General features: G+C 60.8%; 14 protein-coding genes. 3 read left to right on the forward strand and 11 right to left on the reverse strand.

Annotation, left to right across the window (positions count from 1 at the left end; genetic code table 11):
- Window positions 1-110 precede the first annotated feature (110 nt).
- The gene (locus tag SH664x_RS04130) at window positions 111-2,078 is read left to right on the forward strand and encodes a protein kinase domain-containing protein (RefSeq protein WP_437205279.1); all 1,968 of its coding nucleotides are present in this window, start codon (window positions 111-113) and stop codon (window positions 2,076-2,078) included.
- 79 nt (window positions 2,079-2,157) lie between these two features.
- Here SH664x_RS04130 and SH664x_RS04135 read toward each other — a convergent pair whose 3' ends face one another.
- From SH664x_RS04135 to SH664x_RS04145, 3 genes are all read right to left on the reverse strand, one after another.
- Window positions 2,158-2,583, reverse strand: a complete 426-nt coding sequence (locus SH664x_RS04135) for a DUF1992 domain-containing protein (protein WP_437205281.1) — start codon at window positions 2,581-2,583, stop codon at window positions 2,158-2,160.
- A gap of 98 nt (window positions 2,584-2,681) precedes the next feature.
- Complete coding sequence (gene gyrA / locus SH664x_RS04140; protein ID WP_437205282.1) at window positions 2,682-5,477, reverse strand: DNA gyrase subunit A; 2,796 nt, start codon at window positions 5,475-5,477, stop codon at window positions 2,682-2,684.
- Window positions 5,478-5,806: 329 nt separating this feature from the next.
- Window positions 5,807-8,089 carry a serine/threonine protein kinase gene (locus SH664x_RS04145; RefSeq protein WP_437205284.1) on the reverse strand — a complete coding sequence of 761 codons (2,283 nt, stop codon included), beginning with the start codon at window positions 8,087-8,089 and terminating at the stop codon, window positions 5,807-5,809.
- A gap of 337 nt (window positions 8,090-8,426) precedes the next feature.
- Between SH664x_RS04145 and SH664x_RS04150 the strand changes: the two genes are divergently transcribed.
- Window positions 8,427-9,008 carry a hypothetical protein gene (locus tag SH664x_RS04150; RefSeq protein ID WP_437205285.1) on the forward strand — a complete coding sequence of 194 codons (582 nt, stop codon included), beginning with the start codon at window positions 8,427-8,429 and terminating at the stop codon, window positions 9,006-9,008.
- Between the two features lie 56 nt (window positions 9,009-9,064).
- Window positions 9,065-10,792 (forward strand): polysaccharide biosynthesis/export family protein, encoded by a 1,728-nt coding sequence (locus SH664x_RS04155; RefSeq protein ID WP_437205286.1) that lies wholly within the window; start codon window positions 9,065-9,067, stop codon window positions 10,790-10,792.
- Between the two features lie 99 nt (window positions 10,793-10,891).
- Here the strand turns inward: SH664x_RS04155 and SH664x_RS04160 are convergent, their stop codons facing one another.
- The 8 genes from SH664x_RS04160 to SH664x_RS04195 all read right to left on the reverse strand — a co-directional run bounded on the left by SH664x_RS04160 (window position 10,892) and on the right by SH664x_RS04195 (window position 23,563).
- Entirely contained in the window at window positions 10,892-14,128 is a 3,237-nt protein-coding gene (locus SH664x_RS04160; protein ID WP_437205287.1) for a DUF4332 domain-containing protein, read from the reverse strand.
- 41 nt (window positions 14,129-14,169) lie between these two features.
- Window positions 14,170-15,363 (reverse strand): hypothetical protein, encoded by a 1,194-nt coding sequence (locus SH664x_RS04165; RefSeq protein ID WP_437205288.1) that lies wholly within the window; start codon window positions 15,361-15,363, stop codon window positions 14,170-14,172.
- Window positions 15,364-15,624: 261 nt separating this feature from the next.
- The gene (locus SH664x_RS04170; RefSeq protein WP_437205289.1) at window positions 15,625-16,995 is read right to left on the reverse strand and encodes a BBP7 family outer membrane beta-barrel protein; all 1,371 of its coding nucleotides are present in this window, start codon (window positions 16,993-16,995) and stop codon (window positions 15,625-15,627) included.
- Window positions 16,996-17,215: 220 nt separating this feature from the next.
- On the reverse strand, window positions 17,216-17,590 hold the full coding sequence (locus SH664x_RS04175) for a diacylglycerol kinase family protein (protein ID WP_437205291.1): 375 nt from the start codon (window positions 17,588-17,590) through the stop codon (window positions 17,216-17,218).
- A 326-nt stretch (window positions 17,591-17,916) separates the two neighbouring features.
- Window positions 17,917-18,966 (reverse strand): hypothetical protein, encoded by a 1,050-nt coding sequence (locus SH664x_RS04180; protein ID WP_437205293.1) that lies wholly within the window; start codon window positions 18,964-18,966, stop codon window positions 17,917-17,919.
- Between the two features lie 191 nt (window positions 18,967-19,157).
- On the reverse strand, window positions 19,158-20,606 hold the full coding sequence (locus tag SH664x_RS04185) for an MATE family efflux transporter (RefSeq protein ID WP_437205295.1): 1,449 nt from the start codon (window positions 20,604-20,606) through the stop codon (window positions 19,158-19,160).
- Window positions 20,607-20,854: 248 nt separating this feature from the next.
- Window positions 20,855-22,396, reverse strand: a complete 1,542-nt coding sequence (cysS, locus tag SH664x_RS04190) for a cysteine--tRNA ligase (RefSeq protein WP_437205297.1) — start codon at window positions 22,394-22,396, stop codon at window positions 20,855-20,857.
- Between the two features lie 195 nt (window positions 22,397-22,591).
- Window positions 22,592-23,563, reverse strand: coding sequence for an SGNH/GDSL hydrolase family protein (locus SH664x_RS04195; protein ID WP_437205299.1), 972 nt, complete (start codon window positions 23,561-23,563; stop codon window positions 22,592-22,594).
- Window positions 23,564-23,643 lie beyond the last annotated feature (80 nt).

The raw sequence follows: 23,643 nt of genomic DNA on the forward strand, positions 1-23,643 counted from the left end.
CGGACGGGGCGAGTCGAATCGAATTAAAGTCTTGCGGGCAGAGCATCCGGGACCTGTGCTCCTCGGGGACAGGCAAACGAAATTGAAGTCGGTTTCCAATGTTGAGCACCATGAACGCAACTGCTCCGACGACTGAAGAGATGGATCGCGATCGGCTAACCGCGCTGCGGGAACTTCCCTGGACTCTCGATACGCAGTTGCCGGTGCCGCCGCAGTCGGTCATCGAGTTCTCAAGCCGGGCCCGTAAGCCCAACGTTACCGTGGGTGAGCTGAGTGCCGTCGTCGAGTGCGAGCCGGCATTGACGACGGAACTCCTTCGCAATGTGAATTCGTGCATGCGGGGGTTGAAGCGGAAAGTCGATTCGGTGACGCAGGCGATTGGCCTGCTGGGCATTGGCAACAGCACGACAATTCTGTTGACGAGTGCTCTCTCCAACGCCGTCGATCAGGTCGATTCTCCACTGGTTGCCACCGCCGATTTCCGTCGAGAAACCGTTGAACGCAGCCTGTTCGCACGTGAGGCTGCCCGCCGAGTGGGGGGCGACCCCATGATCAGCTTCACTGCCGCCATGTTGCAGGACATTCTGCTGCCTGTGCTGACTCGTCGCTATCAGGTGGAGTATCACGAGTACCTGCACGGCGGTGAACGGTCATCGCTCGTTGATTTCGAGAAAGAACGCTTTGGCTGGACCCATGCGGAAGTGACAGCCCGCATGCTGCTGGACTGGGGATTCTCCAATCAGCTCGTGCTCTCCGTCCTGCAGCATCATGATTCTCCCGAGCGGATGCTGGTCGACTCACCAAAAATCCCGATGGCCTTCCCGGGCGCCGCCGCGGCGCTGCTGATGGATGTCCTGAATCAGTCACCTGATGGTGTTCCCCGGCTGGTCGACCTGAATGCGATCAATCAGCGGTTTCACGTGATGGAAGTGGCGGCCGACGTCGATGAGGCGGTCAAATCACTCTCCAGTTCGCTGCAGCACCCTGTGTCGCTGGTGCATCGCCTGCAGAATGCGATGCTCAACCAGATTGAACAGCGGCGACGGCAGTCGATTGTTCCCGGCAGACAGTTCGGAAACTATGTGCTCGAAGAAAAACTGAAAGAGAGCAGCATGGGGGCCATCTTCCGGGCGCGGCATATCCGGCTGAAAAGACCCGCCGCAGTCAAAGTACTCCGGTCGGAAAGGACGTCGCAAACGTCCATCGCGCAGTTTGAACAGGAAGTGCAGCTGACGAGCAGCCTGCGTCATCCCAACACGGTGTCGATCTTCGACTACGGCCACACGCCCGACGACCTGTTGTATTACGCCATGGAGCTGATCGATGGTCTGACACTGGCGGATCTGGTGAAACGTGATGGACCGCTGCCGGATGGCCGGGTCATCTCGCTGTTGAAGCAGGCCTGCGGATCTCTCTCCGAAGCCCACGATCTGCACCTGATTCATCGCGATATCAAGCCCGAGAATATCATGGTCTCCTGCCGGTCGAATCACCCGGATCATGTGACGGTTGTCGACTTCGGACTGGTGACCTCGACGCAGCGGGAGACCCGCACCGACAACCGGACTGTGGTCGGGACGCCGCTGTATATCTCCCCGGAAGCGGCACTCGGCAGAGATTCGATTGACCCCCGCAGCGATCTGTATTCACTCGCTGCTGTGGGGTATTACCTGTTGACCGGCCTGCCGGTCTTCCTGGGGGAATCGGTGCTGGAGGTGCTGAAGCTGCACATGCTCTCCACACCGGTTTCGCCGACGGAGCGCTGCAACGTCTCTGTCTGTCCGCATCTCGAAGCGTTGCTGATGCAGTGTCTGCAGAAGAACCCTGATGCCCGGATCGCCTCGGCAGCGCTGTTCGCGGAAGAACTCTCGCGGTGCGAGCCGAAGCACCCGTGGACGAGGGAGGCCGGTGTTCAGTGGTGGGGCGATTACAATCGTCGCAAAAGCCAGAACGATCTACAGGACGATGCGCACGATACGCTCGGGGCGACGCTCGTCACGACCGATATCGGTCAATACGGTGCGATTCTCGCCCGACGCGGTGACGACTCGACGTTGACCCAGAACGGGACGTTGTAGAAATTCGCTCTTGTCCATTCTAAAAAGCCGGCAGCCCCATTGTTGAGACGTGCGCTGCCGCTTCAGCCGGAAGAGTCGATCAGGAATCAATGCGTTCGGAAGCAGGTCGCTTCACGGATTCTTTCCAGCGCTGCACTTCCTCCTCGATATCGACAGGGAGCACGACCACGGGCGGGCTGGGAAGTGGCGAGCGAAGTGCCTCGTCGACACGCTGCCGCAATTCTTCCAGCCGGGCCCTGACGACACTTTCGGAGCGGTGCAGCAACACCTCGTGCCGGGCCTTTTCGATCAGCTGCCGGGCTTCGAGCAGCGGCGGAAGTACGGAAGCGTGTTCGGACTTCAGCTTCTGCTTGAGCCACCAATTCTCTTCGAGCGGCTGGTCGATTCCGGGGATCGGCTGCCCCATTCCCGGAAGGTTGGTGAACTCACCCGCTGCTTCGGCCGCCTGAATCTGCTGCTCTGCGAACCCAGCCCACGACAGATTGCCCGGTTTGCGTTCGGCCATGAGACGTGACCTCCTCAGACCCGAGGGTTGCCTCGTGGCCTTGTGCAGCCAGAGCAGGGGGCCCTGGCTGCAACTCGCTGGGTTTCATTCCGAACTGTTTACTCCGGAGTCTCGTCATCACCCGCTTCTGCGGCAGGCGCCGCAGGGGCAGGCGGGAGCGAGGGGGACGGAGTCGCCGGGGGAGCGGCATCATCACCCACCACTTCTGCGGGAATGAGTGCGATCGATGCCAGTTTGTCCCCGTCATCGAGACGCATGATTCGCACACCCTGAGTGTTCCGGCCGATCTGACTGATATCTGCGGCACGAACTCGCTGGATCTTGCCTGAGGTCGTCACCATCAGCACGTCATCACCATCGACCACCGCGAGCACTCCGATCGCCGGGCCGTTCCGTTCCGTCGTTTTGATGTCCCGCAGACCTTTGCCTCCGCGACGCTGGCGGCGATAACGCATCGTGCTGCTGCCGCTGGAGGATTCTTCGTCATCGGCTTCGGCGACTTCTTCAGCTGCCGTTGTCTTTTCTTCGACGTCGGCATCCGTCGGCTCCCCATCCGGAAGGTCGAGGTCGGCCGCTCCAAAGGGAGTTCGTTTGCCGTAACCGTTTTCACACACCGTCAGCAGAGTTGAGTTCTCATCGGCGATCACCATGCCGACGATTTCATCTCCCTTGCCGAGCGACATTCCCTTGACGCCGCGTGTATTGCGGCCCATGGGGCGGGCGTCCGCTTCCGAGAAGCGAATCGTCATCCCTTTCGCAGTGCTCAGCACGACATCCTGCTTCGGCAGCACCATGACCACGTCGATCAGCTGGTCATCTTCCTCCAGCTTGATCGCAATGATCCCCCCCTTCTGCGGGCGGCTATAGGCGGAGAGCATCGTCTTCTTCACGATGCCGCGGCGGGTCGCCATCAGCAGGCAGTGTTCATCGTCGAACTCCCGGACCGCGATGCAATCCTGCACCCGTTCGTCATCCGAGAGATTGAGCAGGTTGACCAGTGCCCGTCCTTTGGCTGTCCGGTTCTGCAGCGGCAGATCATAGACCTTCTGCCAGTAGACCTTGCCGAGATTGGTGAAGAACAGCAGCCAGGCGTGCGTGCTGGACACGAAGAGATGCTCGATCGGATCTTCCTCGTCGGTCTTGGCCCCCTTGATCCCTTTCCCGCCGCGATTCTGAGCCTGATACATCGACAGCGGCGTCCGCTTGATGTAGCCCCGCTGCGACAGCGTGACCACCATCGGCTCTTCGGCAATCAGTTCTCCCTTGTCGACATCCGTCAGCTCTTCTTCGGAGATTTCCGTGCGTCGCGGGGAGCTGTACTTCTTCTGCAGCAGGTCCATTTCTTCCCGGATGACGGCCCGGATGTGGGCCGGATCGGACAACAGGTGCAGATGACCACCGATGTCATCGAGCAGGTGGCGATGCTCTCCCTGCAGATTTTCGCGTTCGAGATTGGCCAGCGAGCCAAGCTGCATGCTGACGATCGCTTCCGACTGATTCGCCGAGAGCGAGTAGCTGTCGTAGCGCCCCTGTTCTTCCTGGAACATGGTGAAGCCGTCATCACCCAATGCGCGGGCAATCAGCTCGGCAGCCACCTTGATCTGCTGCAGCCGGACCTTCGCTTCGGCGCGGCTGGGGGAATTCCGGATGGTGCGAATGACTTCATCGATGTCGATCTGGGCGATCAACAGACCTTCGACGGTATGCTTGCGTTTGCGGGCTTCGCCGAGCAGGAACTCGGTCCGTCGTCGCAGCACGGTTTCGCGATGACGCAGGAACTCTTCCAGCATCTGCTTGATGGTCAGTGTTGCGGGCCGGTTGCCGACGAGCGCCAGTAGGATGACGGAGACCGTCGCCTGCAGCGGCGAGAACTTGTAGAGCTGATTGAGAACCACCTCACGGTCGGCATCGCGCTTCAGATAGATGTGCAGGCGGACCTGCCAGCTGGGGGTCTTGCGGTCGGTATAGTCGACCACCCGCGAGATTCCCTCGATCTTGTCATCTTTGATCAGCTGTTCGAGCTTGGATTTGATACGGTCACGGGTGTCGAGATAGGGAATCTCCTTGACCACGATGACTTCGGTATTCTTTTCCGTCTCGAACTCGACCTTGGCCCGCAGTGTGAGTGTGGACCGTCCGGTCAGGTATCCCTGTCGGATGCCATACCTTCCGCAGATTGTTCCACCGGTGGGGAAGTCGGGCCCAGGCAGAACGTCGATGATTTCATCGATCGTGCAATCGGGGTTGTCGATGATCAGCTTGACCGCTTCGGCCACTTCGCTGAGGTTGTGCGGCGGGATGCTCGTGGCCATCCCCACCGCGATCCCCTGCGAGCCATTCACGAGCAGGTTGGGGAACCGCGCCGGGAGCACGACCGGTTCTTCGCTGCGCTGGTCGTAGGTGGGGACGAAGTCGACGGTCTGACGTTCGAGATCGTCGAGCAGTTCCGAGGCGACCGAGGAGAGGCGGGCTTCGGTGTAACGCATGGCCGCCGGACCGAGACCGGCGATCGAGCCAAAGTTCCCCTGCTTGTCGATCAGGGTTTCCCGCATCACCCAGTCCTGAGCCAGACGGACCAGGGTCGGGTAGATCACGCTTTCGCCGTGCGGATGGTAGTTGCCCGACGTATCTCCGGAGATCTTGGCGCATTTCACCCGGCCGGATGCGGGACCCAGGTTCAGGTCGTTCATGGCGACCAGAATGCGCCGCTGTGCCGGCTTCAGCCCGTCGCGGACATCCGGCAAGGCCCGGCTGATAATCACCGACATCGCGTAGGTGAGGTAGCTTTGCTGCATCTCCTCGCGAATGTCCAGAGGCTGCACGCGGCCCAGTGTCAAATCCGTGCTGTCATCACCCGGCAGGTCATCTTCTGGGGGCGTAATTCCGTTAGACAATGCACTCGACTCCTGATCTCAGATCTCCGGGAGACTTCCGATGGAAGCCGGAAAACGGGGTTGGCGGGCTGTTGACTGGTCCCCTTCAAGCAGAGAATTCCGTCAGCTGAGCCCTGCAACCATGTTTCCGATGGTTCCCGCTGACATTCCGCACTCAATGGCAGTGCACTGTAATTGTCGGAACCGTAAGATTCACAACAAGTTCTGTCGCACTTGAGCGGTGTTTCGCGGCAGCCGGAATTGTATCGCATCGGACGCCGGCTCACAACGAACCGCGTAGAACTTTCCCTTGTCGGCCGTTGGGGCGTAAATCCATTTGGAGATGAAGTTTACGGTTGAGGCTGCGGGGCCAGTAGAGCCGTCGGATCGACCCCCGGCAGAATGTCTGGAATCGGTGTGGAAAGTTCGTTCCAAACCAGCCGATTCCCCGCGTTCGATTCGCCGATTTCCCCTTCAAAATGGAACGTCCCCAGGATCAGCCCCGACACTGGAATGTCGTCGGCGTGGAATGGCTCAATGGGGACTTGGGGGGTTGAGCGACCAGCAATCAACACCGCTTCCCGCTGGCAAAGCAGTCCCTGCCCGGTGATGTCCAGATGCGGCTGCCAGGGGACCAGTCCGAGGTCTCCCGGAAACTCGATCATCGCACTCCCCGGAGCGAGATCGAAGACGCTGGCCATCCCCCGCAACGAGAGTTGTCCCGACCGGGAGAGGACGCCGCCGTCGGGCATGCGGACCGCCGGACCTGAGTTTCTGAGCGTGCAGTGATTGAGTTGCAGCGTGACGATCCAGTCTGCGGGGACGCCTCCCTGCAGGTCGATGAGCGCTCCCGAATCGACTTTCAGAACGTTCTGCAACAGTGCCGAACTGAGCGGAGAGCCTAGCTGCAACGCCGTTCCCCCGGTGAACGTCGAGTTCGCCACGCGGAGTCGTCCCGCCCGCGGATCGGCAGTGTTTCGGACCCGCCAGTGCAGATGAGTTTTTTCCGTGGACGTTGAGGACTCCGCGCTGGCGATGATCCGATTCACCAACAGCTCCTGCGCGACAATCTGTACGGTGGGCAGCGCGGGCGGGACCGATGGATTCCGTTGGATGCGAACATTTTCGAGATGAAGTTGACCCGCCTCCAGTTGCAGTGGCTGCGCGTCGACAAGGATCGTGGCCGGAGCCGTCGCGTCCCCCATGAGCGTCAGCCGTTCGGGCACCGACAACGGTCCCGCAGCGTAGACACCCTTCGGCGACAGACGGACGACTCCCTCGGCATCAGGAGCGGGGAGGGGGAGAGCCGTTGTTGCAGCGGTCGAATGATTGTCTGGTTGGTCCGTGGAAATTGTCGAAGGGGCCAGAGGTGACGTGTTTGTGGCGACCTGGTCAGGCCGGCGAGGGGTGGCTTTCGCCTGCTCCACAGCGGCCGTGAGGTTCTGCAGTGACGGCAGCCCCAATCGATCACGATTCCACGCTGTCAGCCCGGCACCGAGGAAGAGGAGCACGGCAACAGCCACTGTCACGGGACGAAGTGCCGTGCGGGTCTTTGGAGTGGCTCGTCTGGGAGCAGACGACTCGAAGGATTTCACAAAGTTCCGGACCCGTGACTGGCTGCCCCGGTCCCGATCTGCGAGTTGTTCCTGGATCGCTCCATAATTCGTCGGCCGCCGCTCGGGGTCGGGGGCTGTCATCTTCAGAATCAATTCCGCCAGTGGTGCCGAGGTTTCCGGCGCAATGGTGCGGACATCTGCGATTCGACGGTTGCGATGTGCGGTCAGACAGGCGAGCGGATCGGCCAGTGTGAACGGGGGGCGCCCGGTGAGCAGTTGCCACCAGACACAGCCCAATGCGTAAATGTCACTGGTGAGTGTGGCGGGCATCCCCGTTTCAATTCGCTCGGGGGCCATGCCGTCAAAGCTGTCCTGCGGAAGGGGGGTGTGAATGGTGATTTCAGGCCAGAATGCGGACAGGATGCCGGCATTCCAGATGGTAACGTTCCCTCCGGGAGTGAGCCAGAAATTGGAGAGCCGCAGATCTCCGTGTGGAATCGTCGAGTCGTAGCCAGCCAGCTGATTCAGACTCTCTTTGGCCAGTCCCCGGACGACCGATTCGGGAAAACGGCCGCGCCGGACCAGATAGCGCGCGAGCGATTCACCCGGTCGAAACGGACTGAGAATAAAGAACGTTTCCTGCTGCCGGACGAAGTCGACCGGAGCGTCGGGAAACTGGGCCCGTCGGGCGTTGATCTGGGAGAGACTTTTCTGCAGGCGTTTCTCGACCTCGTTCCCGGTTCCAGAGTGTGCGGTCACCTTTGCGACCAGCAGTGGTCGGCCGGTTCCGTTTTCAACCGCCGCGAAGAGGGGGAACTGCTGATCGAAATGCCGCTGGGCGCGCAAGACCGCCCGGTCGCCGATCCGCAGTTCATCGGCCTGGCGTTGTTCGAGCTTGCGGGCTTGATAGGGGGTGAGTTGCCCCAGGCGAACCAGTGCATCGAGCCAGACGGAATCGTAAGCGGGTAGGCCCTTCGCAAACTTCTGGACGATCCGGCGGCAGCTGCGCAGCTCTTTCAGGGTCGCCAGATTCAGCGACTGCAGGGTACGCACCAGCTCGGGGGAAGGGGGATCCATCCAGACTCGGAAAAGGGAAAGAGGTGACCGGGATCGCTTCGGTAGCTTCGCGTTCAGCCTCCCCGTCTCGGGGAGCACCAAGGCGACTGGAGCCTCGAAGCAGCCGGGGTTTATGGCACAAATTGCCGGTTTTCAGCAATGCGTGTTTCCAGGAGTGCTGCGGACCTGAACGACAGACTGGGTAGTCTGGTGAAATTTTGAGCAAAAAGTTTCCCACCAGCAGCGAAATCGGCTCGGTTCGCCGTCACAAACGGGAGATCAAAGTCCGATGCAGGAGACAGGAACTCTGGCGACGGCGTTCCGTGGACTTCATTTTCCCGCCTCGGATTCGACTCCAATGCGTTTCGGTTCCATGTTCATGATCGCACTGTTGTGCGGCTGCCAGGCCACGGGGGGACACCCCGCAGCGTGCAGCCCGAACGACTGTGAGCAGTTCGAACAGGACTGCCGCGACGGCTGTTACGGATCGGAATCGATGTTCGGATTCAAAATCCGCCACGGACACTATGTTCGTTGCTTCGACAACATGTGGACCCGCAAAGCGGCCCGCTGCGCGGCCTATCGGGAACTGCATCGCAACGAAGACGAATGCCGTCGGAACACGGATTATCAGCAGGGATACGCGCAAGCGTTCGCTGACGTGGCCATGGGGGGTGACGGCGTGGTGCCCACGGTTCCTCCCGCACACTACTGGAAGAAATGCGCCCGGACGCCGGAAGGCCATGAGCGGGCTCAGAACTGGTTCGCAGGCTACGCCGCCGGAGGACCGGCAGCACTCAGCTATTACGGACCCTACACCAAAGTGGCCTCCTCGGGAGATCCCGGGTATCCACCATCGGAGTACCTGAACGGATACGGACAGCAACCACTTCCGGAAATGACGCCGGGAGTCGATGGCTATCCGCAGTACCAACCCTGAATGAGATCGTTGAGCCTGCGCCTGGGGCGTGGGGTGCATCTTCCATGGAAGGCAAGATGAGCACGCAGTTTCCGAGTACCCGTTCTGCCAACCGGTTCCGCGCAGCAAGAGTGACTTGCTGCGGTTGGGGACTCTGTCTGATTGCCCTGCTGGCCCCCGGCTGCACGGCACTCCACCCGGTGCGAGGGGTTCCGGCCGCCTATCTGCCCGATCAGTTTTATGGGCCATCACGCGAAAACAAGCAGACGATCAATCTCAGTCTACTGGAACGCTCTCCGCCGGACCAGTACCGCGTTGCGGCCGGTGATGTTCTCTCGATCTATATTCCCCGAGTGCTGGGGAAGCTGCCGAGTGACCCCAATGCCGATCCCGGAATCGAACCGCCGATCAACATGCCGACGTCGCTCGCCGACCCGCCAACCATTGGCTATCCGTGGACGGTGCGTGATGACAATACGCTGTCGCTCCCCCAGATTCCGCCGCTGAATGTCTACAACATGACGCTGCATGAGGTGGAACAGGCGATCGTCCGGGCCTACACCGTCGAGCACCACATACTGCAGCCGCAGGAGGCACTCGTCCTCGTCAGTCTGCAGCGCCCCCGTGTGCATCGCGTGCTTGTCGTCCGTCAGGAAGCCAACACCACTGTGACTGCCAACACGGGGACCGGTGGAATCAACATCGGGACCAGCGGCCGGGGCACTGCACGTGTCGTCACGCTGAAGGCCTACGAGAACGACGTGCTGCATGCTCTCTCCATGGCTGAAGGGGCCGACGGGCTGCCCGGAACGAATGCCAAGAACGAGATCTATGTGATCCGCCGGCGCCAACGTCCCATGGGGACCTACTGCCCGCCACAGGGAATTTCGCATCCGGAGATCCCGCCACTCACGACTCCGGGGCAGCATGGCTTCCCGGCACCGACACCGGCCCAGCCACAGTCCTGGAATCCAGCGCAGGGACACGGAATTCAGCAGGCGAGCCACAATCAGGTGATTCCCCCACCCTATGCGGCGGGGCAGCAGAGCTCGGTCGCTTCGCAGCTGACAGGCCACTCGTTCGGGACTCCGGTCGCCGATCCGTCGTTCACGCCTCCTCCGGCTCCGTGGAACGGAAGCGGACATTCACTCGGAAATCAGACGCCCGCCCCGGTTAGCAACTACGGTACGTTGAGCGGGCCGGCATCGGTTGCCGACGGAAGTAGTCTCGCACCACCCCTGTCCTGGGATGCCCTGCAGAACTTCGACCCGACAATCGACAACCCCAACGTCATCAAGATCCCGTTGCGGCTCTCGCCCGGTGAGAATCCGCACATCACAGAAGACAAGATTACGTTGTATGACGGTGACATCGTCTTCATCGACAACCGCGAAACGGAAGTCTTCTACACCGGTGGTCTGCTCGGTGGTGGACAATATTCCCTGCCGCGTGACTACGACCTGCGGGTGCTGGAAGCGGTCTCGATTGCCGAAGGCCGGGCCAATGGAGGCAATCTGAATAAGACCATCGGTGGTGTCTCGGCGATGAACCACGACGTCGGCAACAGTGCCAGCCGGCTGGCGATTATCCGCACGCTGCCCAACGGCAAGCGGGTGCCGATCGAAGTCGACCTGCACCGGGCGATGCGTTATCGGGAAGAGAACATCATCGTTCAGCCGGGGGACGTGCTGATTCTCGAATACACCTGTCCGGAAGCGATCGTGGCGACGGTTCAGAGATACCTGTTGGAAGGGGCTCTGATCGGGATCGCCTCGACGTTCTGGACGTCAGGCGGCAGCCGCTGATTCCGTTTGCTCGTTCCTGTCGCATCGCAGGGCAAGCCTTTCAGATCTGAGAGGCTTGCCCTCGCTGGACGGTAACGAGACATTACGAGCGAAGAGGCTCTATGCCGCGCGGGTGATCTGCCCCGCGCGGGCGCAGCTGATCCATCCGGCGACTTCTTCCTGATCCGGTGTCCTGGCCGATCGCAGGAGCCGCTGTCCCTCTTTGGATGTCACGAACGGCTCGATCAACGCGAAGAGCTGCACCGCCGACATGGTCGCCACGCGCTCGGCGGTCGTCACGCCGCAGGAGACGAGCACCTGGGCATCATGGCCGCGCAGTTCAGGAATGCTGCACATCAGTTCGGCCTGCCGCTGCCAGGCCGTGACCACATCTGTCGTCACGTCGCGACGATTCAAAGCGGCTGCCAGTTCCCGTGGGTCCCGTTGCAACAATTGGCTGACCTGAAAGACTCCTGCCTGCTGCAGTCGTTCGGCGGTTCGGGAACCGATCGAGGGGGCATCGACGATCGGGCTGCTGAGAGTCAGAAAGTAGCGGAGTTCTCCCTCGACCGGGGCCGCCTCGGACTCCTGATGCAGTCGCACCTGCACATCACGAGGCTTGGGAAGAGCAGCGGAGGTCCGCTGTGCGGACCGGCGTGATTTGGCCCATTCGCGGGCACGAACCAGAGAGCGGGCATGACGACCCCGCTGAATCCAGCGACCGACCAGCTCTTTCGATGGCCAGTTTGGATCATCGGCCAGCCAGGGGAGACTCAGCTCTGTCTGCTGCTGGCCGCGAAGCCGGGTCACACGGCTGTGCAGGTCATCCAAGTCACATTCTCCCAGCTCGGCCGGGCTGTAAAGTCCACAGATCACGAGCAGCTGTGCGTCGCGGCCGGTGAGGTCAGGCACGCAGCACAACAGCCGTGCCTCGGCCTGCCACTGTCGCAAGGTCATCGCTGAGATCTGCAGGCTGTGCAGCGGAATCTCGGCGACTTCGGGATCGAGATCGATCATGTCTTCAATGGTGCGGACTCCCAGTGCTCCGAGTCGACGGGCGAACTGAGCTCCCAGTGAAGGGATGTAGCCGACCGGGCTGGAGACCTGCAGCCAGTAAGGTTCATCCGGCTGCACACGGTCGAGGGCAAATGCTTCTTCCACCGATTCGGCCTGCACCGGCGTGCTGGACTTCTCGACGAATTCAATGGTCGACAGCCGGACTGGACGAACTGACCCGGGGAGCTCCCGCAGTTCGATGCCGAGCGCTGCGAACAGGCTCGCCAGATGATCCTGACAAGTGAGGAACAGAATCTGGTGCTGCCGACCGTAATCGACAAGGACTTCTGCTGCCGCTCGCAGACGCTGTTCATCGCTGTCGGCCAGCACATCGTCCAGGACGAGCGGCAGGATCAGTCCCCGTCGCTGGAACTCGCTGCAGAGTGCCAGTCGGAAGCTGAGTGCCGCCTGCTCCAGAGTTCCCCGGCTGAGAGCTGCGGCTGGCAGGGCGGCTCCCGCGTTGTTGGCAATCAGCAGTTCGCTGTTTTCGGACTGGAAGCGGAATTCGGGATACCGCCCCTCGGTCATCCGGTTGAGCCATCCAGAGGCTTCCTGCATGACGACAGAAGGGACTTCCTCCTGCAGCTTCTGCTGCGTGCGCTGCAAGACCGCCTGCAGCATCGCCAGTGACTGCCATTGTTCCCGGGCATCGGCCAGTTGTTGTTCGACAACGGCGAACTCGTGCTTCAACTGTTGCAGCGACCGGTCCTCTTCCATTGGGTCGGATGTCTGCTCGGCCAGCAGCAGTTCGGCGGTCACGATCCGGATTTTTTGAGTGGCATGAGCCGCGGCATTCCGCAGTGAATCGCGTTTCGACAGCAGCTCGACTTCACGGGCGGGGTCATTCGGTCGCGCACAGGGAGAGGAGACGACCCTCTCCCGCACGATGACCTGTGGAGCCTGGGGGACAATCTGGGGAGTGTCGCTTTCGGCAATTGCGTGTTCGTGACCATGACACTCACAATGGCTCGATTCGATCTTTGTCCGGAACTGTTGACGAATCAGCGTCGACTCCGAGTTCTGCCGGAGAATCGATTCCCGGCGCTGCCGCAGCCGTTGAATCTGCCGGGTCAGTTCCAGCTCACACCGATCGACGTCACTCCGCTGATTCAGCAGCGCTGATTGTTCCTGTGCTGCCTGTTGACGGCTCAGCTCCTGACAAATCGCCCAGATTTGCTCGCGAAGTGCACTTGTTGAAGCGGCGACGCGGCTGCTCAGTTCACGGCACTGGCAGCTGCCATGGGCCAGGGGCTCGGACAGTGCCGACAGGACTTCGAGCAACCGGTCGGTCTGCGATTCCATGTCAGTCAGCGCGACTCGCTGCTGCTGGAACGAGGTCGCCAGATCCGGAACGTCGACGCCGGTCAACTGGGCACTGGAGAGCGAAAGACGCATGCGTGCTGCCGCCAGATCGCGCAGCACCTGTTGAGCGTTTGCAATCTCCCGGTCCAGCTGTTCGATTTCCAGTTTCCATGCGGCCGGTGCGGCGAGAGTGGCGGGGCGCTGAACCGTTTCCACTTCCTGCAGCACCTGTTCCCGCCGGGACCAGAGACGGTTCTGCACTTCGCTCAGATCCGTTTCGACCCCCTGCAGTTCCTGCAGCGTCCAGTCCAGCTCCGACTGCAGCTGCTGCAAGGCTGCGCGCAGCTCCTGAGCTTTCCGCTGCCAGTTTGCAAAGCCTTCTGACTGACGTTGACGGGCGGAGTGGATTTCATCCTGCAGCCGGAGCCGACGATCTTCCAGTTCGGCAATCCTGCCTTGCGAAGGAGTCCCCCGCAGCAGTTCAGCACGATGTTGTTCAACTTCCCGGATGCGGCCTGAAACCCACGTGGCGGCCTTCTTTTGGGGTGTCAGGTCAATGTCATGCTTCAACGCCAGCGACGTCATCCGCGCCAGGTTCTGGGCTTCGTACCCGCTGACTTGAAAGAGTTGCGAGACCACCTCGCCATCCAGCTTCTGCAGTGACTTTCGGAGAGCTTTCACGTCGTCGACCGATCCCTGCAGCAGGTTGATCGCGAGTGTGTCACTGTGTCCCGGCCGGGCGTGACGAATGACCTCAAAGCGGCCTGTCCCATGGCGCATTGTCAGTTGTCCACCGGGACGCCCCCCTTTCAATGGAGGGAGCAGCCGCTGCTTGCGAGCATCGTCATAGCCGAGCAGCACGCCTCGCAGAAACTGGACCAGCGTTGTTTTTCCGGAGCCGTTCGTCCCGTGGATGACATTCAGTCCGGTGCCGAGATCGCCCAGCTGAAACTGGGAAAGGGTGCCGAAGCCGTCGATATTGATGTTCTGCAACTGCATGGTCAGGCCTGCCGCTGGAAATGTGCGTTGTATTGAGGATTTCAGTGTTCGGTCGTGGCTCGCAAGGCGCGAATCAGCCGCAGAGCCAGAGCGTTCGATTCCCGTTGCTCCTGAAATGTTCTTCCCCAGGCAAGATGGCTGGCAGGGATGCGTGTTTCCTGGGTGACGTCGGCCTCGGTCAGCCCTTCCAGTTCCACAAGTGCCTCACGGACGACCGGTCGGGAAGTCCACTGCGAGACCTGCCGTGGGGCGGGGGCTCGCTCAATTTTCCAGGACCAGATGAAGCTGTTTTCGGCCAATGACAGATTCGCCACCTCCTCGGAGAGATTCTGCAGCAGCTCGTCGTTGATCAGTTCGTCCCAGAGTTCTCCCTCTCCCGTGATCTGCCAGCGGACCAGCACCAGATCGGAAGCGCGATCGGTTTCCAGCTGGTCCAGACGGGAGAGCATCTCCTGCCGCAGGTCCCCTGCTGACATGCCGCTCGTGACGGGGAGGACTTCCGTGACCCAAGTGACCGTTTCGGTTTCGATGAACGATGACGCGAATTCTTCCACCAGATCGCAGGCGGTCAGCCACATCCCCCCCGGAAGGTGTGCGGCTCCACCGTAGGACTGGGTCGGTCGTGAGAGGTGACGGGCGATTTCGGAGCGTCCGGCGACTCCATAGTGAATCTCCAGCCCCTCGCTGGTATTGAGCAGCTGAATGCGGACATCGGCGTGCTTCCAGCGATGACCCTGATCGGCGGCGATCGGGCTCCAGTCGACTTCGACACTCCGCTGGGAATGACGCAACCGGCAGTGGGCCGCTTCGCCCAGCGTGACAATCCGCACGTTGGCCGGTACCGAGGCCCACGCGGGGAAGCGAGGCGTTTCCGCGACCGCCCAGATCAGGTCGATTCCCGCCTGTTGCAGGCGACGGAACTGTTCCGTGAGGAACCAGGCGGCGCGTGGGTCTTCGGAAACATTCGCCAGCACGCCGGTCAACAGCAGCAGGTCGACCCGCTGCGAGACGGCGGTCTCGAAGACCTTCCGGGCGGAACGCTCACGGGCTCCGACGAAGATCTCTCTCAATGACTCGGGCAACTCACAAACCGGTTGCAGCGGTTCATGCAGACGGAAATCTCCCGCCTGCAGCACGCGTAGCGCGCCCCCCATCGCATCGCCTCCTTGCCATCTCGCCTGCTGGCGGCACCGGGCATCGCGACCGCGGGCATCCGCAAAGAAAGGCGGGATCATTGATCTGACCCGGTACACACAGCTCAAAGAGCTGGATTCCGGTTGGGACCGCTCCGTCCATCGGCGCGGCACCGGCAGAAACCTACCAGAGGCGGGAAAATCCGACAAGACGAGTTGACAGACGGGGGGCGATGACTGTGCTCGTGTGGCCCACTCTGTCCGGATTCACGCTGACGAGGAGGCGGTCGCATCCAATGAGAAAACGGATCCCCTTCCAACAGAAGGAGATCCGTTTGCGTGTGAACGGCGGGGCAGGGGCTGTCAGGGGAGCAGAATTTCTCCACCGACCGTGAATGAGGAGATGACCCGATCGCTGATTCCCCGGCGGGCGACAACGTCTGCCGTGGTCGCGGGGGGAGGCAGGGGATTGGTCACTTCGTTGAACAGAATCCCCCGGTCGGCCGACTGAATGCCTCCCAGCCAGATCAGATTCCAGCCCATCCGGAGTTTCAGCCATTCGGTGAGATTCACCGTCCCATAGAGGGAGAGGTCGAACGTCGGAGCGAAAATCACCTCATCACGGTTCGTGACACTGCGGAACGGATCATCGACGGCATTCACGGGATCAAGGATGACAGCCGGGTCACCCGGATCGCGAACGTCGCTGGTAACGACCCGGTTGCGGGTCGAATTGGTTCCGAAGGCAATTTTCGGGTCCACTCCGAGGGTGAACCAGCGATGAACAAACTCGTTACGGATGCCGAACTGCACCTGATTCCGGAAGTTGTTGGCGCTCGATCCGATCCGGTTGGAAACGGGAGTGCCCAGAACTCCCACTCCTGAGTAATACCCGGAGCTGTTGTCGAACGTGCCGCCGAAGGCCAGGTCTTCGGAATACTGATCGTGGCGATAGCCGATCAGCGTTTTGACATTCCACCCCTCATCGCGCGACCGCAGGTTGTAGAGCAGATTAAGGTCGGTCGCGAAGTAGTTGACGGTGTACTGACTGAAGAAGTCGGCATCATACAGAATCGTGCGGGTTCCCGGCTGGCCGTCTGTCGTCAGTGTCGTTGCCAGAAAGGTACTGTTGACCGTGCCGTTGGGGCCCGCCAGTCCCAGGGGGGGGATACGGGGAACGTCGAGGGCGTCGCTGTCCTGAGCCAGTCCGAGGACACTCGCCTCGATCCAGCCGAAGGTCAACGGAATCCCGATGCTCCCTTTGATGCCGTTGATGTTTTCCCAGTCAATGCCGGCGGTCGTGGGGACCTGGGCCAGGGCTGTCGTCACACCGTCGGTGAACGTGACGGGAAACTGGTCCTGCACGTTTCGCACGGTCGCCAGAGGTGCCCCCAGCACCGTGTCGTCCTGATGCCGGATCGTGGCATTGAGGTATTCAAGCCGCAGCCAGGTTCCCTTGAGCGTTTCGCGAATGATCAGATCGCAGCGGGAATCGGTGTCGAAGCACCAGCCCCGGTCTTCCGGAAGTAACTGGGCATAGTCGAAGTCCACACCCTGCTGAGGACAGTACGGGGCCATGCCCGGCTGTGGTCCGGGCGGCAGTTGAGGCTGGCCCCAACCCGCCTGAGCGACAGAGGGAGCTGCGGGGGCCGGTGGCCAGGACTGCGCCTGCACGGTCTCACCGGAGAGCATTCCGGCGACGACTAACCATCCGAGTGAAGCTCGCAGTTTCATGGATTCCCTTCCGCGTAGCGACGGTCGCTCCGCACGTCGGCAACGGGAAGTCCTGTTCCCATCGCGACTTCCGGTGATCAGGCGATGCCACAACGCAATGCCTGACCCTGCACCTCCGGACATGCGGTAGGGGTTTTATCGGTTGTAGCGTGGTGGCAGACTGGAGAGAAAATAGGAATTCTTCCAGTTCTGCCGCCGTGGTGGCCCGGAGCGAGTCGCGTCACATGCCAAGTCGGGCAAGTAACTTCGGTAGCAGAATCAGCAGTCCCACGATGATGGACATCAGCGACGAACTCAGAACCGCAGCGGCTGCAAAATCCTTCGATTGCCGCGCCAGTTCATGGATCTCGGGGGAGGCCAGATCCACCACCGCTTCAATGGCGGTATTCAGCAGTTCCACCGTGAACATGATGCCGACGCAGAGGGCGATCAGGGCCCATTCCACAGGGGAAACCTGTAGCCAGAGTCCGCAGCCAATCACGATGACCCCGGCTGACAGATGCAGCTTCAGGCTCCGCTGACTTGCCACCGCTTCCAGCAGGCCTGTCCCGGCCACATAGAAACTTCGGAAGAGTGAAATTCGTGGTCGCAACATACTGCTGGATTCCAGGGAGAGGAAAGTCTCAAAATTCCATGGGCTGCCGGACAGGGCGAGAATTGACGGCCGAGATCACACGCTTCCCGTCCATTTTTCTGTCGCCTCCGCCGCTGAAATGCACCGCGAGCCCGCCACGTTCGTGGCAGGCTCGGGAGGGATCGTGCATTTTGACTTGTGATTGCCCCGTCCTCGCCGCACGGATGCCAGCATTTCCCCAGACGAAACGCTTGCTGCACGGGGACCGGGAAGAGCAAAGTACTCGCCCGGAAGAATCCTGGTGGCGTTCGTCAGGGATTGGGGGGCGATCCGCCGTTTCCGGCACACTACCGGATGCGGGGAACTCGCATCAGCTGGGGATCAGGCTCAAACAGCCACATCCGTGACTCGTTGGCTTTGGGGCCGAAGCCGCTGATTCCCAGATGCTCGGGCTGCAGCATGACGTTGCCGTTGATGTTCTTCATCTTCGGTGCGAACGCCTGCCGAACGCGAACGTAGGCCGGATCGTCCGGGCCGGCGAAGGAACCGACCGTCACGATCGATTCATGCTGGTCATGCCAGACGTAGGCGTCGAGATTGTTGAAGTTGGTTTCACGGTCGTAATTCCCCCGGAGCACGCTGACCAGTTCACGGGCAGAAAGGGCGGCTTCATCGAGATCGTTATCCGAGAGAAACATGTCCAGCGGGGAATTGTCTCGTCCGGAAGCGATCTTCTTCTTACCGTAGAATCGGGCGACGACGAGAGTATAGGCACCGCGGTTTTCGTACAGGGAATGCAGTTCGCCGCTATTGAGTTTCACGAGCAGCGGGTCATGCTGATCCTGTTTGAACTGCTGCAGTTCCTCTTCCGTCAACAGGGGGTTGGGAGCCAGAAATGCAGCACTCAGCGGATAGGGATGGACCTTCGTGGCCTGATAGGTGACCCCTTCCTGCAGGCATTTGGGGTTCAGTTTCTTGATCCAGGCGAGGGAGGCCTGAGCCGTTTTGTCGTTGAGGTCCGGATAGTTTCCGGCGAGCACGCAGGTTTCCTTGACCCGGCGAAGATTCTTGCGACCCTGCTCGCGGTTGGCGCGATCGACGGTGACCACTCGTTCCTGTTTCGGGTCGTAGACATAGACATAGGCGGGCATCCCGAGTTTGCGCAGTTCCAGCACCAGTTCCTGAGCCGCCTGTTCGGGAGATTTGCCGACCGCCGTGTTGCCGTCCGTCCCGGTGGTATGCAGCGTGGCGACCTTGATCATCCACGGTCCGCATTTTTTGGTGAGGGCATAGGTCTTGTTCGGATCAGATTCGATGCCGGCAGCGCTGACGAAGCTGGCGCACAGCAGGAGAGTGGCCGGAATGCAGCCCAGAAGATGGGGGAGTCGGAGGGTCATGGCAGGCTCCATGAAAACGGAGTATCGAGGGGGGATTCGGCGAGCCGAATTTCGACACAAAATTTTGGAATTGATGTGGCGAACGCCAGGGGAAATGCCGAGGGGGCCCGGTTTCTAACACGTTCCCGGAATCGTGTCCAGCCGCATCCGTGGCTCCCCGGATCGGGGCGCAGTCACCGGCAGATTCCGGTTCAAGCCGGATGTTGAGCCGACTCGATCAGCGGCTCGGCCGCGATGACCTGCTCCTGAACCGCGGGTTCAATGATCCGCATCTTCTTCCAGCGACCCTGCATAAACCTGAGCAGGAATCCCATTCCGCAGACGATCACGAATGCGGTACAGGCTCCCCAGCAGGCATAGAGTCCGCCGCCATGTTTCAGCATCCACAGCGTCGGAACGACCATCAGCATCCAGCCGGTAATGACCGTGAAGATCAGCGAAAAGACGGTGTCCCCTGCGCCGCGGACCGCCGCTCCGAAGATGATCGCCATCGCGTCGAAAAACGTGTAAAGGGCGACAAACCGCAGCAGGGAGATCACGATCGGCCGGAGTTCTTCGTAGGCGTGTGCGTCGTTCCGGCTGACGAACGGGGTCAGCACCACATCGGGAATCGTGAGGTAGAGCGCGGAGAACGCGAGCATGTAACCACCGGAAATGGCGAACGCTTTCCAGACGGTTTTGGCGGCCAGTTCCGGCCGTCCTTCCCCGACGCGCCGTCCGACGAGCGTGAGCACAGAGGTCCCCATGCCGGTAATCGGAATGAACGCGAGCGAGTTCAGCGAGAACGCGATGTTCGTTGCCGCCTGGGCTTCTGTTCCCAGCCGGCCCACGATCGCGATGAACGCCATGAAGGCTCCGATATCGAGTGAGGCCTGCACTCCGTTGGGAACTCCATAGCGGAGCATCCGCCACAGCAACTGGCGGTCGAGGCCCAGCGTTTTCATGAAGGGATATTTGTACCGCCGGGATTCGAAGGTAATCACCAGCCCGAACGCCACGCATTCCGAGAAGGTCGCGATCAGCGTCGAGAGCCCCGCTCCACGAATCCCGAGTTCCGGGAACCCCCAGTTTCCAAAGATCAGCAGCCAGGCAAAGATCGCGTTGAGCAGCGTCCCTCCGATATTCACACACATGACGAGCGCGGTCCGCTTGCGGGCGGTGAAAAATGCGGTCAACACCGTGGAGATCAGAATCGGAATGGAGGCCGGACAGAGCGTGGTGAAATACTGGACCTCCAGCTCCTGAACTTCCGGCGAATGTCCCATCCAGGAGAAAATCTGTGGGGCGAACCGGATCGAAGGGAGCAGGAGGATACCCCCGACGATGGCAAAAAACAGGCCCTGCCAGACAGAGGCTGCCACCCGATCTTTGCGACCGGCCCCTTCGTATTGCGAGATGAACGCGTTGGCATAGCCGGCGATCCCAAACGCAAAGCTCATGATCGTCCAGTGCAGAATTGCCGTCGGCGTCGAGGCTGCCAGCGCATCCACGCTGACCCGTGCGAGAAATGCCCGGTCGATCACATTCATCAATGAGATCGATCCCGCACTGATCACGAGCGGAAATGCGACCTGCAGAAGTTCGCGGAGCGATCCGGGTGGGGCGCCGGGCTTTTCGCTCGGGGGATTGTCGTCGACCATGACACCGTGAGGGCAAGCTGGAGGAAACCGTCAGTATCGACTGTCGCGACAGTTTCAGCAACGCGCGGCGGGTCCGCACCGGCCATCAGGTGACACGGGAAGCGCAGAAGGGTTCGCAGGGGCGAGTAAAATTGTTCTCCGCTCCTGTCGGTGACGGACTTTCTCTCCCGCTTGACCCGTCTGCCAATGAAAAAGTCCCGGCTGCGGAGTGGTTGTTTCCGCAGCCGGGACTTCCATTTGTATGGGGCTCAACCGCGGCTCCAGCGAACCCCTTCCTTGCCATCTTCCACGGTAATTTTCAGCTGGGCCAGCGTGTCCCGGATTTTGTCGGCGACCCCCCAGTTCTTGTTGGCGCGGGCATCCTTGCGAATCTCGAGAATCAGGTCCATCAGCCCGTTGACGAGGCCATCATCGGCTGTGGCGGCTTTCTCGATCGGCCTGCGGAACACTCCCACAATGTTGGCCAGCTCTTTGAAGAGTGTGACCAGCGTGACGAGATGCGCTTTCTGCTCTGGCGTTGCGTTCTCTTCGAGTTTGTTGGCGCTGAGATAACCGTTGATCGACCTTCGCAATTCGAACAGCAGCCCGATGGCGCCGCCTGTATTGAAGTCGTCATCCATCGATTCCCAGAAACGGTCGCGCAGATCGGCGACCGCCTTGCGAACCTCTTCCGGCAGCGATGCGAGATTGACGCTCTCCGATTTCCGTGTCGCCGCGGTCAGGTCGTAAAAGCTGGTGCCGGTGATCCGCTGAAACGTTTCGAACATGCGGTAAAAGCTCTCCATGCTCTTCCCGGTGTTGGCGATGTTCTCCAGCGAGAAGTCGATCGGGCTGCGATAATGCGTGGCGAGCAGAAAGAAGCGAACCACTTCCGGAGGCTGGTGTGCAAAGACCGCCGTCTTGACGGACTCGGCTCCGGCGGACCCGGCGAGCTTGCCCGCAATCTGGGCATCGGTGTCCCCTTCGCGGCTGTGAGCCCCTCCGACTTTGCCGGTATTCTTGCCCGACTGCATCAGGCCATTATGCAGCCAGTAGCGGACAAACGTTTTTCCGGAGGCACACTCCGACTGCGCCAGTTCGTTTTCGTGATGCGGGAACATCAGATCGAGGCCCCCGCCGTGGATATCGATCGAATCTCCGAGCAGTCGGGAGCTCATCGCGGAACATTCGATGTGCCAGCCGGGACGCCCCGGTCCCCACGGGCTGGGCCAGGCCGGTTCGTCCGCTTTCGATGACTTCCACAGCGCAAAGTCCGCCGGGTTCTTTTTGCGGTCATTGGCCTCGACCCGCGTGCCGGCGAGCATCTGTTCGACGCTGCGGCCGCTGAGTTTTCCGTAGTCGTGGTCGCTGGTGACACTGAAGTAGACGTCACCTTCGAGCGGGTAGGCATGCCCTTTGTCAATCAGCCCCTGAATCATCTCCTGCATCGCCTCGATGTAATCGGTGGCGTAAGGGAAGTGATCGATGGAATCGACCCCCATCAGGTTCAGGTTGTCGAAGTAGTCGGCGGTCATCTGCTCGGCGAGCGCCTTGACCTCCATCCCCTTCTCGCGGGCCTTGTTGATCAGCTTGTCATCGACATCGGTGATGTTGATCACAAAGGTGACATCGTACCCGGAGTAAACGAGGTAGCGTTTGATCGTATCAAAGATGACCGGTCCGACCATGTGGCCGATATGGGCAGGCTTATAGACCGTCGGTCCGCAGAGGTACATCGACACTTTGCCGGGAACGATTGTCTGAAACGCCTCTTTTTCGCGGGTCAAAGTGTTGTAGACACGCAACGACATGGTCAGCCTTCCGTGAGTTCTCTGATTTTCTGACGCCCGGATCTGGACGTGTGCGGGCTCGCTGTGCGCTCCGTCGGGGGCCTGTCTGCGAGCCGGTGCGGTGCAGATTAGCGGCTTGACGGTCAGGGAGCCAAGGGGATTCAGACCCGCGCTGGCCGAAATTCCAATCCGGAAAACACGGGATCCGCCCTCCGGCTACCTCGAGAAGGCGGGGCCCACAATCTTCCAGACGCTGTCCGCCAGCTGCTGATGTCCCTGCTGATTCAGGTGGATCGAATCGAGAGTGGTGCGGGGGGAGATCAAGACCCCGGCCAGCACCCGCCGGGGGATCAGCTCAACCCCGTGCATGCGGGCGAGCTTGCGCTGGATCTGACCAAAGCGATGCCGGAATGGAGGGAGCGGCAGTTCGAACATCAGCACCTGGGCGTCATCACGGCAGCAGAGAGCCAGCAGTCCATCAAGGTCCCGCTCGAATTGTTCGTCAGTCGTACTCCCCAGCAGATCATTCCCGCCAATCTCGATCAGAATAACCCCCGGAGACAGTGCTTCCGACTGCACCCGCCGCAATGCCGAACCGGCTGTCGCTCCCATCGCGGACAGGTCGACAATGCGAATCGGATGGGCCTTTTCCAGCAGTTGGGGCCAGATGACCGCTTCGTTCTCTCCTACTCCGGCGGTAATGGAATCGGCAATGACCGTCAGAGTGGAGGCCGCTGCAGTGCTCACATACGGAAGCTGGCGGTTCCACAGCTGCCAGACGAGTCCTGTCAGGGTGATCAGCAGGAGCAGGAGACTCCAGTACGGACCGGGACGCCGAAGGCTCGCATTGGGGGCGTGGGAGATGGGGGCAGGGGTTGCCGGAGGGCTGTCAGCGCTCTCCGGAGAAGGGGACGAGGGAGAAGGAACCGGGCCTGGTTTCCGGGACTGCAACAGCCAGATGAGCAGCGCCGCCGTCTGGATCACAAAAAACGCCCAGGGAATCGCTGGCACCGTCAACAATTCGAGCAGCAGTCCGGTGCTGGACAAAACGAAGGCAGCTGTTCGACTTCCGGGCCAGCGCTGAAGTCGCCAGAGAAGGGCGAGGCCGATCAGAAGGCCGCCGGTGAAAAAGGCGTCGCCACTTAGTATGTGCTGGAGCGGAGGAATGGCGAACGGCGGCAGTTCCATGTCAAATTCTCTTGGCCTCTCTTCAGACGGAGTCGTCCGTTCTCCCGTCGATTGGAGTGGCGGATCGGGAAAGGTGCAGA

Source organism: Planctomicrobium aquicomposti (assembly GCF_051466325.1).
Lineage (GTDB): Bacteria > Planctomycetota > Planctomycetia > Planctomycetales > Planctomycetaceae > Planctomicrobium.

Coding starts and splice junctions, on each gene's coding strand:
- SH664x_RS04145 (WP_437205284.1), bottom strand. CDS start 8,089: ATGGATCCCCCTTCCCCCGAGCTGGTGCGTACCCTGCAGTCGCTGAAT.
- SH664x_RS04130 (WP_437205279.1), top strand. CDS start 111: ATGAACGCAACTGCTCCGACGACTGAAGAGATGGATCGCGATCGGCTA.
- SH664x_RS04185 (WP_437205295.1), bottom strand. CDS start 20,606: ATGGTCGACGACAATCCCCCGAGCGAAAAGCCCGGCGCCCCACCCGGA.
- SH664x_RS04165 (WP_437205288.1), bottom strand. CDS start 15,363: ATGATCCCGCCTTTCTTTGCGGATGCCCGCGGTCGCGATGCCCGGTGC.
- SH664x_RS04195 (WP_437205299.1), bottom strand. CDS start 23,563: ATGGAACTGCCGCCGTTCGCCATTCCTCCGCTCCAGCACATACTAAGT.
- SH664x_RS04175 (WP_437205291.1), bottom strand. CDS start 17,590: ATGTTGCGACCACGAATTTCACTCTTCCGAAGTTTCTATGTGGCCGGG.
- SH664x_RS04170 (WP_437205289.1), bottom strand. CDS start 16,995: ATGAAACTGCGAGCTTCACTCGGATGGTTAGTCGTCGCCGGAATGCTC.
- cysS (WP_437205297.1), bottom strand. CDS start 22,396: ATGTCGTTGCGTGTCTACAACACTTTGACCCGCGAAAAAGAGGCGTTT.
- SH664x_RS04135 (WP_437205281.1), bottom strand. CDS start 2,583: ATGGCCGAACGCAAACCGGGCAATCTGTCGTGGGCTGGGTTCGCAGAG.
- SH664x_RS04180 (WP_437205293.1), bottom strand. CDS start 18,966: ATGACCCTCCGACTCCCCCATCTTCTGGGCTGCATTCCGGCCACTCTC.
- SH664x_RS04155 (WP_437205286.1), top strand. CDS start 9,065: ATGAGCACGCAGTTTCCGAGTACCCGTTCTGCCAACCGGTTCCGCGCA.
- SH664x_RS04160 (WP_437205287.1), bottom strand. CDS start 14,128: ATGCAGTTGCAGAACATCAATATCGACGGCTTCGGCACCCTTTCCCAG.
- SH664x_RS04150 (WP_437205285.1), top strand. CDS start 8,427: ATGCGTTTCGGTTCCATGTTCATGATCGCACTGTTGTGCGGCTGCCAG.